We start from the raw sequence: 12,575 nt of genomic DNA, 5'->3' as shown, positions 1-12,575 counted from the left end.
TGGAAAAGGGAAGGAAAGGGCTGGTTTCGCCCTTTCCGTAGTGCAACCTTATTTTGGTGCGATTTCCACCGTTTTGTAATCCATCAAAGACGCCGGATGGCGCAGGATGCCCTTTACGTTTGGCTGTTCCACGAACACCTTTGTGCTGTAGTAAAGCGGCAGCACCGGCATGTCGTCAAAGAACATTTTCTCCGCATCGTGCATCAGAGCGAAACGGGTCTTCTCATCCGGCTCTATACTGGCCTTCTGGATCAGCTCGTCAAACGCCTTGTTGCTGTAGTTGATGCGGTTGCCCGGATGACCGGTCTGGAAGATCTCAATAAAGTTGAGCGGATCAGCATAATCCGCATAGAACGTAGAGAGGGAAACCTGATGCTCGCTTGCGCGCTGCTCAGCCAGGAACACCTTCCACTCCCTGCTATCCAGCTTCACTTCCACGCCAAGGTTTTTCTTGAACATTTCTTGCAATACCTGTGCGATGGTTTTGTTCAGATCGTTTGTATCATAGGTGAGGGTCACTTCCGGCAGCGTGCTCCAGCCCTCTTCTTTCATGCCTTGTGCTAGAAGTGCCTTCGCTTGCTCCAGATCGTTATCCTTGAAGAAGTCTCCACCGACTTGGCGGAAATCCTTGCCATCCGGTTCCGGGAATCCAATTGGTACGATGCCCATCGCTGGCACCTGCTTGCCCTGCGTCACCCTGTCGATGATCAGTTGGCGGTTAACAGCCAACGCAAACGCTTTACGCACGTTTTTGTTGGTGAACGGCGGCATCGCCGTGTTCAAGCGGTAAAAGCTGGTAGCCGCTTCCGGCGCGATTTTGGCTTCGCCCGAACCAAGCAGCTTTCCTTTTACATCTTTTGGAACGGACTCGATGTTATCCAGATCACCTGCCTGGAACATCTGGAACTGCGTGTTTTCGTCGTTGATCATCACCCAGTTGATGCCCGCCAGCTTCACTTTATCCTTATCCCAGTAATTCTCGTTTTTCACGGCTTTGACCGATTGGTCGTGCGTCCACTCCGTCAGCGTAAACGGACCGTTGGAGACGATCGTCGCTGCTTCCGCAGACCAGTTCGAGTTGGCTTCCACGTTCTTTTTGTTGACCGGATAAAAGACCGGGGTTGCCACCAGACTGAGGAAGTAACCTGTAGGCGCTTTCAATCTCACTTCCAGCGTCTTGTCATCCAGTGCTTTTACCTTCACATCTTCTGCCGTGCCTTCACCCTTGTTGAACTTCTCCGCACCCTCGATGACGAACGCCAGGAATGCTGCCGGAAAGCCATTTTTCGGGTCAACCATTCGCTTCCAGGCAACTTCGAAGTCATGAGCGGTTACCGGATCGCCGTTTGACCATTTGCTGTCGCGAAGCTTGAAAGTGTATTTCTTTCCGCCCTCGCTAATCTCCCATTTCTCAGCCATCGCCGGTTGCGTCATATGGTTTTCATCCAACCGCACCAGACCTTCCAGTACGTTGTAAAGAACTTCGAACGCGACGGGATCGTATGCTTTAGGCGGATCGAGAGAAACGGGTTCCGTTTTCAGGTTCGCCCGCAAAAAAGCTTTGGCATTTGCATCTGCTTTTGGAGCCTCCTGCGTCGCTTGCTGCGGCTGCGCGGTGTCGGCCGGCTTGCTATTGGCTGCAGGCTGGCTACATCCGGCAAGCGCAAGGCTGCTCATCAGCGCTACTGTACTAAATACTTTTAGTATTTTCTTCATCGAAATGTCCCCCTTACTTGTCCCAACTTTTCTGTTTGTCTTGATAAGCGCCCTCGTCTAAAGGGGCGCTGATATCATCGTTCGACGAGCACCCAGACGATCTCGCAGTCCTCGTCCCCTGCATTGTAAGCCCAATGCTCTTCTCCAGCCGGAATCAGCGTCGCTTCCCCTGCTGAAACCGTATACGCCTTGCCACCGCTCTCAGTCTGGATGGAGCCGCGCATGATATAAGAATACTCGTCCTGGTCGTGCGCCCCTTGGCCCTTCATTGGGACGCGTGCCTTTGGCGGAATGACCACCGTGCCAAACATGACCTTCCCTCCGTCGATAATGCCTTTGGGAAACAGTGTCTTGAGGCGAGCGTCATCCGGTCGGTTATCCTGGTTCACTTCGTTGGCGTTGATTACGATCATTGCAAAACGCCTCCCTTTCGCTTTTTTTGCGCAACATAAATAAGCAGAAAATTTCGATAATTTCCTACAAAAAAAAATGAATCCTCGCTTTTTTAGCTATTTGTCTTGAATATGACTGGCGTCAGTACGCTAACCACTTGCGCCGCTTCATCAGTCGGGTTGTACCAGGTATGATCAAGTGTGGACGGAAAGTGGATCGAGTCCCCTTTGGACAAGTGATACTCCTTCCCGTCAACCGTGATGATTACCTTCCCTTCAAGAATGTAGTAGAACTCCTCGCCCGGATGGTTAAATACCACATCCTGCTTTTGACGAGGTGGCAGTGTTACATGAAACGGCTCCAGCGCTCTCCCGGAAAAATCTCCGCCCAAGCGCACGTAGATCGCACTTGATCCCTCAATTTGGAACTGCTTGCGCTCCGACTCCGGCACGAAGTACTGTGAATTCTGCTGTTCCTCGAAAAACGCAGTGATCGGCACGTTCAGTACCTCGGCAATCTTCTGCAGCGACGTGATCGCCAGCGAGCTGTTGCCCCGCTCCACCTGCGACAGGAAGCTGATCGATAAACCAGACCTCGAGCTGAGGTCCTTTAGTGTCATGTTTTGCTGTGTACGCAGCTCGCGGATTTTCTCAAAGATGCTATCCAGAACTATTTCCTCCTGTCAGAATTGCTATCATTTTCAGATTTTTTGTCTTATGAAAATATATTATTATGTGATCGTAATTATGTAAAGGGTTTTTTTGGAATACTGTAATGAATTTTTGTGAGAAGAAAAAAGAGAGCCCTTAATTCGGGTTTTCTGCCACTAGTAATATTTTTACTCTACTGTTTTAGCTAGCTCCGCCACAGCAGCCACCAGAGGCTCAGCTTTGTTTCTTCGTCTGTTGAGCTGTAGACATGGTGCCCTTTTGGTCTGCGTTTAACCGGCTGCAAAAGCTTCTATTTTTGAGGCCGAATCCCATCCCAAATCCTATCGCATACTCTACATAGGCATAAATACAATTGAGAGGGTAACATTTAATGGATTTCCCTACCACTGAAGAGGTATGAAACACTAGGGAATCAGAACTGGCGGAAAGAATGGCAGCTATATGTATCAGTCGTTCCACGGTTGGGACCAATAAAAGGCGTAAATAATAATGGACGCATTTTATTTGGCTGTCCTATGTGGCATCAGGAGTTCACGCATTAAGAAGCTAAAAGAGTTTTATGACAGAAAACGCTGAAGGAAAGCCGTTTAACGTCACCGTCATTGCTTGTGCGAACAAATTGATTCACTGGATTTTCAATCTCATTAAACAAAAGCGGTACTTTTAGAATACCTACCGTACTCAGCAAATAAATGAACCGGCCGGGAAGGCCGGTTTTAATTAATAGGGAAAACGAATTCATATTTAACCTGATTCTTTGATTGATTTGGCAATTTCCGATAACCTCTTAGTAATAAACCAATTTCCTATTTGATATTGACTGCCCAGTTGGTTAGATGGCAACATGATTTAGAAAGACTTCTTTAATTTTATTGCCTCTGCTTATTTCATCACGATACGTCCCCAGGATCTCCTTTATTTCATTTACGTCTCTCGTCGAGATATCCTGATAGATAGTAACCATCCTTATTTAGCAACGTTTTTAATGGTAGTACTTTTGTGTCGCTGTACATATGCCTTCACTAGGTGCAGCATTCGTATGTTGCCGCCGATCATGGATGGACTTTGTCTATCACATCCAATGCTCGCCTGACTTTTCTAGCGAAAGCGAGTGGTTGATCAACTGCTTCTATATTGATATAAATCAAACGAGGCTGATCAAAAAGCCATTCGTTGCGAACAGATGACACCTTTATTCCTTGTTTTCTTATGGCCAAAATGAATCTATTCACTTCTTTTTGCAAGAATGCTGCTCGGCCTACACAAAGAGCTCTGCCCGTTCTCTTATTTACGGATTCGAATGAAAAAGAAGACGTTACTTGAAATCCTTTCCCTAAAATATTTGCTCTTATCTGAGCTCGGTTTATGGTTGATACGCACTTTCCGCCAGCAAAACCAGGTTGACCCCCAATAATCCTTGAGAATTGCTCACATAGCGATCTGTTATTTGCCATAGATCCTTCCCCCCTATTTTCTTGTATCGTATGAGAAACAGAGCAGGGTTGAAACGGATTACCGTCTAGTAACATGATGAGCTTCATCGACTGTCAGTACAGCAATAACGCTTCCTACAAACCGTGGTGCATCCGATCCTATTCAAACCAAGCCGTCGCGCAAGCTGTCTTCACAAGTGCCGAAGCCTTCAAGCATCATCTCTGAGCACATCGAGCTGGCTCTACCCACTAGGTAGTTAAAACAAACGCGCTAGCGTAGCACGACGTCCATCATGGACCGGTCAAACGACACTATACGATATTCATGATGAAATGGTTGATTTTGGTGGGCACCTCTCCCTAACTCCCGTAATACCACAGCAAAAAAAATCCCCCTTAGATAGACTAAGGGGATTTCATCATAGGTTCGTTCGTCTATTTTCAAATTCCTTGGGTCATTTCAGCTGAATCTCACGGCTGCAAATCGATTGCACGTCCTGTTGGTCATGGGTTACAAGCAAACAGGTCATCCGTGCCTTTTGCAAAATATCCCGGAGTTCGCCACGTATCGTTGCGCGTAAATTGGCATCGAGATTGCTGAAGGGCTCATCCATTAGCAAAAGTGACGGCTTCGGCGCAAGAGCTCTTGCCAATGCCACACGCTGCTGTTGCCCTCCACTCAATTCATGCGGGTATCGCTTCGTAAAACCAGTGAGTTGAACGAGTTCAACCATCTCCTTTACCCTGGACATTCGCTGGGGTCTGGAAATGCGATGCAAGCCAAATTCAATATTTTGGGCCACGGTCATATGCGGAAACAGTGCATAGTCTTGGAACACCATACCAATTCCGCGATTTTCGGGTGGAACGAACGTCTGCATGTCCATTACCACTTTACCATCGATGCTGATTTTTCCTGTATGGGGTGTGCCCAGGCCGGCAATTAAGCGTAATAGTGTACTTTTCCCGCTTCCGCTCGGACCCACCACCCCTACGATTTCCCCTTTGTTTAAGGTGAAGGAGACTTTTTTAAGAATGGGAGCTTCTTTGCTGGAATAGGAAAAAGAAACGTCTTTTATTTCAACAAAATTCATTTCTCCAACCTCTTTCCTAATTTATAAAATAGAAGAACGGAACAAACACTCACCGCAATAATAAACAAAGACGGAATCGAGGCTTCTATGACTCTTTCATCGCTAGCATATTGGTACGTCTTGGTTGCTAGCGTCTCGAAGTTAAAGGGTCTAAGCAACAGAGTCATCGGTAGCTCTTTCATGATTTCCACAAAGGTCAGGATCGTACCGCTTACCAGCGCGCCTCTCATCAAAGGAATATCCACCTTGAAAAAGGTTCGGGTCATGCCGTACCCGAGCATTCTGGAAGCTTCCATATAGGTTGTCCCCATTTTTTCAAAGCCCGCTTCCACCGCATTATAGCCCGTTGCCATAAAGCGAACCACATAAGCCACCACTACCATTACAAGAGACATGCTGAGAACTAACGGGGCTTCCCCCATTCCGATCCAGCTATAGAATGGGGCCAGTATATCATCGAGAAAAATAAAAAACGTGAGAACGCCGATCGCGATAATCGCTCCAGGAATTGAGTAGCCAGAGGCGATGACTTTTGACAGAACAGAGGAAAAAGCTTTTCCTTGGATCCGACATACATTGGCGACAACCACGGACAGGAACATGATACAAACCGTCGCCATCAAGGCGACAAGCAGCGTATTGTACGTCAGCTCAACGAATGCGACAGTCAAAACGTCTTGGTAGGTCCATGTAGACCATACAAGGAGTTGAACAACGGGAATCAAAAAAGAAAAAGCGAATACGGTCGCACAAAAAAGTACGGCAATAAAGGCGCTGATACCCTTAAGCTGCTTTGGAATCAGCGGGCTGGCTTTACTGGTAGAAGAGCTATACCGTCGACGATTTCGAAGCCATCGCTCAATGATGAACAAACCGATGACACCCGCCATCATCCAAGCAGCTAGACGAAGTGCCGAGTCCACATCATACATGCCGAACCATGTTTGAAAGATGGCAGTAGAAATCGTTTGAATCCCAAAATAGCTGGTAACACCGTAATCGCTGATCACTTCAAAAATGACGAGCATGAGGCTCCCTATGATTGCCGGCTGTGCGATAGGCAACACGATGCGGAAGAAAATAGAGACATGGTTTCTGCCCAAGAGTATCGCATTCTCGATATAGGAACCACTCTGCCGCTCAAGAAACGACCGCGTAATCATAAAAACGTACGGATACAAAAATAGCGTAAAGATAAAAACAGCACCCGGCAGCGACATGATATCGAACCATTTAGGGTTCAGATTCATGTCAAATGTGGACCGCATCGTTACCTGCACAACACCCGTGTAGCCGACCATGTGGCTATACGTGTAAGCTGCTATATTCGGAGGGATAGAAAGCGGCAGTACGAGTGCCCACTGAAAAAAACGTTTACAGGGAAAATCATATGCGGCTATCAACCACGCTAGCGTGACACCAACAATCACTGTAAAAATCCCCGTAGATACCACCAGGAGTACGGAGTTCACGACGTAATCCGTAAGCATGTACTGTTTGATCTGCTCCCAGTTCTCGTTTGGCGCTTTAAATAAAGAAAAGAAAATAGACAAAACGGGCAGCAGTACTACTGCTACCCCAATTAGACTGATGAATAACCAGCCATTCGAATTCATTTTTATATTTCGTAAAACGGTTTTGAAGCTCATCTTATTTCCAGCCCACTTTATTCATGATCTCGATGGCTTTTTTATTGTGCTCACCCAGTTTGCTAAAATCAATTTGCTGTGTTTTAAAATCGCCCCACGATTTCAGTAGCTCCGGTTTTTCAGCCTTCTCGTTTACCGGGAACTCAAAGTTCTCTTTAGACATGAGCGCCTGCGCTTCCTCGGATGTCAAGTATTCGACCAGCTTCACTGCGTTATCTTTATTTTTACTGTGCTTAGTGAGTCCAGCCCCACTCACATTCACATGTGTTCCTGTTGTGCTCTGGTTTGGGAAGAATACGCCGATTTTTTCACTCGCTTTTACTTCTTCAGGGTCCTTGGAATTAACCATTTGTCCCACATAATACGTGTTCATGATTGCTACATCGCCTACACCGGCCGCAATTGCTTTCGCTTGGTCACGGTCGCCGCCTTCTGGGGTACGACTCATATTCGTTACCATTCCTTTTGCCCACTCTTCTGTTTTTTGCTCACCATTCAGCTCTATCATCGAGGCTACGAGCGATTGGTTATACAGACTAGTGGAAGAACGAACCAGCACTTTTCCTTTCCATTTATCTGCAGCCAAATCTTCATATGTAGAGAGTTGTTCCGGCTTCACACGATCCTTGGAGTAAACGATAACACGGGCGCGTGTAGAAAGGCCGATCCATTCATTATCTTGATCGCGAAGCTGTTTCGGTACTTGTTGTTCGATTACGTCTGATTGTACAGGCTGCAGTACACCGTTTTGCTTTGCATTGTTCAATACTCCGCCATCCACAGTAATGAACAGGTCCGCAGGCGAGTTTTGTCCTTCACGCTTCAGCCGTTCAATCAATTCTTCCGCTTTCCCTTTTACTACGTTCACCTTGATGCCCGTTTTATCGGTAAAGTTTTTATAGAGAACGTCATCCACTTCATAGTGTCTCGCCGTATATAGATTAACTACCTGTTCTTGTGCAGGTTTGGAAGTATTACCGCTTTCCTTCTGTTCTGGCTGTGCTTGCTCCTTGGACCCTGTGCCGCATCCAGCAAGTAGACTAGCAGCCATTACGGTTGCAAACATAGTGGTGAGTACTTTTCTACGCTTCATGATGGTTAATTCCCCCTGCAAATTTATGAAAACAATTCTCATTATCAACAAAAATTATGATAATTGTTTTCACTCTGCATGTCAACATATAATTATATAATAACATCATGATTAGTCTAGTATGGCCACTTTCCCTCCGTTTTCAACGACCATTCTCGCTGTCGCTTTACCAAGTACAGAACTTCACCCTGTAACATTTCAATAGAATCGACCAAAAAGCCATCAATCTCTACAAAAGCCCTATCTTCTTCGCTATAATCTGTTTCATAATTTCTGTTGAACCCGCGTACATAGTCTGGGCCCGGGTATCGCGAAAATAACGTGCAATTTCATACTCTTCCATATATCCGTATCCACCGTGCAATTGCTGTGCCTGGTAGACGACACGGTTGCACATTTCCGTAATCCACCACTTGGCCATCGATACCTCTGTTACAACATCCTTCCCTTTCATGTGATTGATTAATAAATGTTCAAGAAATTGCCGACCAATTTTTACTTCTGTCGCCATTTCCGCCACTTTGAATGCATTATGCTGAAATTGACTAATGGGCTTGCCAAAAGCAGTACGGTTCTTACTGTAGTCAATTGCTAATTGAAGAGCACCTTCTGCCATTATTTGAGCTTCAAGCGCTACGATAATGCGTTCTTGTTGCAATTTGCTCATGAGATATTTCCAACCCTGTCCTTCTTCGCCCAACAAATTGCTGGCAGGAATGCGGCAATCTTGAAAAATTAATTCTGCTGTATCTTGACTATGCAAGCCTATTTTTTTCAATTTCCGACTCCGCTGAAAGCCTGGAGTCCCTTCCTCCACAACGAGCAAACTGATCCCTTTATGCCCATTGGTCTGTTCTGTTTTGCAGGCAACAACCACAATGTCGCTGCACAATCCATTGGAGATAAACGTTTTACTCCCATTTACAATGTAGAAGTCACCAGCACGAACAGATGTGGTTTTTATCGCAGCTAAATCAGACCCTGTACCAGGTTCAGACATCGCAATCGCCGTCACAAATTCTCCTGTTATACATTTTGGCAGCCATCTTCGTTTTTGTTCTTGCGTTCCATAAGATGCTATGTAAGGAACGACCATATCCGAATGTAGAGCGATGCCGAGCATCCCGGCACCCACTTTCATTGTCTCTTCACTGATGATGATTGAATACTCAAATCCAACGCCAAGTCCACCGTATTCTTCTTCCACCCAAGGGCACAAGAATCCGTTCTTCCCCATTTTGAGCCAAAATTCACGGGGGATCATTCGTTGCTCTTCCCAGTCGTTGAAATAAGGAATCCCTTCTTTCTCCAGAAATTTGCGCAGTGAATCGCGGAATATACGGATCTCCTGATTGTCTCTCCAATTTTCAGTCATTTGCGACCTCCATTTTTACTCTCACCTACAGCTTGTGAACTGGATTTTAATTGGTGCTTTAATACTTTTCCGGCCGCATTCACAGGCAATTTATCAATAAAATCAAACGACTTAGGGATTTTATAATTCGCTATCTTACCTTGACAAAAACCCTTCAGCTCTTCTTCGGTTACACTCGCCTCTGGAACCAGCACAACCACCGCTTTGACAATTTCCATCCACTTCTCATCAGGAACTCCAATAACAGCAACATCTTGAATGGCAGGATGATCTCGAAGGACACTTTCCACTTCGGCAGGATAGACATTTTCATCTCCAGTCACGATTTTGTAATTTTTTCGATCCATCACGAAAAAATCGCCATCTTCCAGCTGCAGACCTAAATCCCCAGTATGGTACCAGCCGTTTCGCAATACCTCCCTGGTTATCTTTGATTGTTGCCAATAGCCCTTCATCACCGTATCGCCCTTCACGACGATCTCACCGACGGTATTCACAGCAACAGGTTGACCGTCTTCATTAACCACCCTTGCCTGAATTCCATAAATTGGCTTCCCTGCACCTAAGCCCGATGCTTTGATTCCGGGAAGCGCTTCCATTTTCTCGATCGCTTTATCAATGTTGTTAGGAGTAATGACATTGCTCATGACATGAGCGGTATTCTCTGTCATTCCATATACATTGGCGACACGAAGGTCATGGTCAGGATTAAACAGATTAAACAGCTTTCTAAGTGTATCTATCGAGGAAAACCCGCCACCCGTCATCATTACTTTCAAGCTGGAAATGTCATAATGTTCAATCCCTTGTGTATTCACAAATATCCGCAATGGTGTGGCCGGAATTTCAACATCACTGATTCGATACTTTTGGATGAAGCCGGCTACCTTGTGTGGCTCGAAGTCGCAATAAACGCTTGTTATTCCATTCGATATTTTATTAAAAGCCGTTACAACTCCAATATGGAAAAACGGGAAGAGGACCATCCCAATCTCGTCGCGATTGCGAGGCAATTCCACCAATTGGTTACTGCACATAGTTACAACATTTTTATGCGTAATCATGGCACCTTTTGGGTAACCTGTTGTCCCACTCGTGTAACAAAGAAACGCAACATCTTCTTCCAGTGCTTCACTCATCGGTGGCTCGTGGGAACCTTCTTGGATCAAGTCTTCATAATTGTAGTCCTCATCCGGCTTGCCAACACAAATGAAGTGCTTTAATCCCTTTTCCTGTAATTTGATCTGTTGAACCACCTCACCAAAGACATCTTCATATACGAGTGCAGTCGCTCCTGAATGCCGCAAAATATATAAAATTTCGGCTAAGCCCAAGCGGGTATTCAATGGTACAACAATTCCACCAATTCCGGACACCCCAAAGTAAATTTCGAAATATTCTGCTCTGTTTTTCATTAAAATGGCAATTCTATCACCGTGGTAAAAGTGGAGATGATGAAGAGCGTTACCGAGACGATAAGTCCGTTGCAGGAATTGGGCAAACGTCAATTGGGTCCGTTCATCAATCATCGCAAGCTTTTCAGGATTTTTAGAAGCTACCGTTTCCAGCATGGTTCTCATATTCATTGGCAGCACCACTTTCTTTCAAAATAGAAGCATCTGAAGCATACCTACTAATCAGCAGATTGAATTAAGGCTGCGATAGCCGGCCCTCCGCCTGCGCACAAGGTAGCAATTCCAAATTTCTTTTTCGTAAGCCTCAATTCATGGACCAACGTACCAATCAATCGCGTACCTGTCATACCGGGGGGATGCCCAAGCGCAATAGCGCCTCCATTCACATTTACTTTTTCTAATGGGAAGGCAAGTTCTTTTATGCAGGCTAAGGCTTGCGCACCAAATGCCTCATTTATTTCCAGAAAGTCAATATCATCCAATGAGAGGGAGTATTTCCTCAATAATTCCCTAACGGCAGGAACTGGCCCGATCCCCATCATTTCCGGATCCACTCCAACCGAAACTGCCCCGACATAATACCCTAGGATCTTAAGTCCCTTTTCTTTCGCAAATTCAGAATCCATCAGGACAATCGCTGCCGCTCCATCACTTAAAGGAGGGGAATTGCCTGCTGTACAAATACCTTCCGCCTGGAAGGCAGGTTTTAATTCACTTAGGGAATCCAGCGTGGTACTACGTGGATTTTCATCTTGATCTATAATCAGCTCCGCTTTTTTCGCTTTCATTGTATATGGCACAATCTCAATTGCAAAACGCGATTTACCTATCGCTCTTGCCGCCTTCTCTTGGCTTTCTACTGCGAAAATATCGACTGCCTTTCGTGAAAGATGAGCCTGTTTTCCGACCGTTTCCGCAGTATTCCCCATATTCAGACCGGAAAAGGCATCATCCAATCCATCATAATATAAGCTGTCATCCATCATCACCGTCCCTCTTCTGTGCCCCCAACGACCAGTGCGATCAATGTATGGCACACTGCTCATGCTTTCAAAGCCACCGGCCACTACTACTTTCGCCTTTCCCAAAATAATCTGATCCGCCCCAATATCAACGGCTCGAATCCCTGAAGAACATTGCTGATTAATCGATACCGCAGGCGCCTCGATTCTGATCCCGGCACCGATCGCAGCTTGCCGGGCAGGATTTGCTTTCTGACCAGCTTGCCAGCAAACGCCCATCACTACTTCATCCACCTCATCTCCCTTTACTCCACTTTCTTCAAGTGCAGCGCGAATTGACGTTATTCCCAGTTCAACACCCGACACATTTTTGAAAACGCCGCCAAATTTTCCAATAGCCGTCCGTTTGTACCCTACAACCGCAATCTTGTTCATCCACTCGTCTCCTTTTATTTGCCAGTATCGTCAAACTGCAAACGGCGTTTTCATTTCCAAGATGGACTCTAGCGTTTTGAGCCAACGCTGTTTTTGCACCCACGACCTGCCTCTCTCCCGCGGGCCTGCGGAGCTGCTAGATCAGCTCTACAATTTGGCCCAGCCCTGTCGCCACAATCGGTTGTCTTTTGACCTCCAGCCCTCCCGATGGATTTAGGATTGGCACGGACATTATTATTAGAATGTACCGAAATTGACTATTTGGTTAAAAAAAGTCTTTATGTTTAAAAATGTATGAAGGAAGATTGACAGACATGAATAAAGTTGTCAAAACAGAGG

The 12,575-nt window shown here is 45.9% G+C and carries 10 protein-coding genes and 1 pseudogene; 1 reads left to right on the top strand and 10 read right to left on the bottom strand.

Going from position 1 to position 12,575, the window contains the following annotated elements; genetic code table 11:
- Positions 1 to 48: 48 nt before the first annotated feature.
- The 3 genes from AN963_RS08285 to AN963_RS08275 form a co-directional block, all read right to left on the bottom strand.
- Positions 49 to 1,716, bottom strand: coding sequence for a peptide ABC transporter substrate-binding protein (locus AN963_RS08285; protein ID WP_236707894.1), 1,668 nt, complete (start codon positions 1,714 to 1,716; stop codon positions 49 to 51).
- A 74-nt stretch (positions 1,717 to 1,790) separates the two neighbouring features.
- Entirely contained in the window at positions 1,791 to 2,129 is a 339-nt protein-coding gene (locus AN963_RS08280; protein WP_055744020.1) for a cupin domain-containing protein, read from the bottom strand.
- Between the two features lie 92 nt (positions 2,130 to 2,221).
- The gene (locus tag AN963_RS08275; RefSeq protein ID WP_055744019.1) at positions 2,222 to 2,776 is read right to left on the bottom strand and encodes a helix-turn-helix domain-containing protein; all 555 of its coding nucleotides are present in this window, start codon (positions 2,774 to 2,776) and stop codon (positions 2,222 to 2,224) included.
- A 499-nt stretch (positions 2,777 to 3,275) separates the two neighbouring features.
- On the opposite strand from AN963_RS08275, the pseudogene AN963_RS31805 reads away from it, so the two are divergent.
- Positions 3,276 to 3,447 (top strand): annotated as a pseudogene (locus tag AN963_RS31805) (IS110 family transposase); the annotation flags it as partial.
- Positions 3,448 to 3,832: 385 nt separating this feature from the next.
- Here the strand turns inward: AN963_RS31805 and AN963_RS08270 are convergent.
- The 7 genes from AN963_RS08270 to AN963_RS08240 form a co-directional block, all read right to left on the bottom strand.
- Positions 3,833 to 4,234, bottom strand: coding sequence for a DUF1259 domain-containing protein (locus tag AN963_RS08270; RefSeq protein ID WP_055744018.1), 402 nt, complete (start codon positions 4,232 to 4,234; stop codon positions 3,833 to 3,835).
- Positions 4,235 to 4,668: 434 nt separating this feature from the next.
- Entirely contained in the window at positions 4,669 to 5,307 is a 639-nt protein-coding gene (locus tag AN963_RS08265; RefSeq protein WP_055744017.1) for an ABC transporter ATP-binding protein, read from the bottom strand.
- Entirely contained in the window at positions 5,304 to 6,923 is a 1,620-nt protein-coding gene (locus AN963_RS08260; protein WP_236707893.1) for an ABC transporter permease, read from the bottom strand. The genes AN963_RS08265 and AN963_RS08260 overlap by 4 nt, the downstream gene beginning before the upstream one ends.
- A 34-nt stretch (positions 6,924 to 6,957) precedes the next feature.
- Positions 6,958 to 8,049, bottom strand: coding sequence for a Fe(3+) ABC transporter substrate-binding protein (locus tag AN963_RS08255; RefSeq protein ID WP_055744015.1), 1,092 nt, complete (start codon positions 8,047 to 8,049; stop codon positions 6,958 to 6,960).
- A 229-nt stretch (positions 8,050 to 8,278) separates the two neighbouring features.
- A complete protein-coding gene (locus AN963_RS08250) occupies positions 8,279 to 9,424 on the bottom strand; it encodes an acyl-CoA dehydrogenase family protein (RefSeq protein WP_055744014.1) in 1,146 nt (381 codons plus the stop codon).
- Entirely contained in the window at positions 9,421 to 11,010 is a 1,590-nt protein-coding gene (locus AN963_RS08245) for a class I adenylate-forming enzyme family protein (RefSeq protein WP_055744013.1), read from the bottom strand. The genes AN963_RS08250 and AN963_RS08245 overlap by 4 nt, the downstream gene beginning before the upstream one ends.
- A 47-nt stretch (positions 11,011 to 11,057) precedes the next feature.
- Positions 11,058 to 12,236 carry a thiolase family protein gene (locus AN963_RS08240; protein ID WP_055744012.1) on the bottom strand — a complete coding sequence of 393 codons (1,179 nt, stop codon included), beginning with the start codon at positions 12,234 to 12,236 and terminating at the stop codon, positions 11,058 to 11,060.
- Positions 12,237 to 12,575: the final 339 nt, after the last annotated feature.

The sequence above is a fragment of the Brevibacillus choshinensis genome (assembly GCF_001420695.1).
In the GTDB taxonomy this organism is placed as follows: Bacteria; Bacillota; Bacilli; order Brevibacillales; family Brevibacillaceae; genus Brevibacillus; species Brevibacillus choshinensis.
This window is presented reverse-complemented; position numbering and strand designations above follow the sequence as displayed.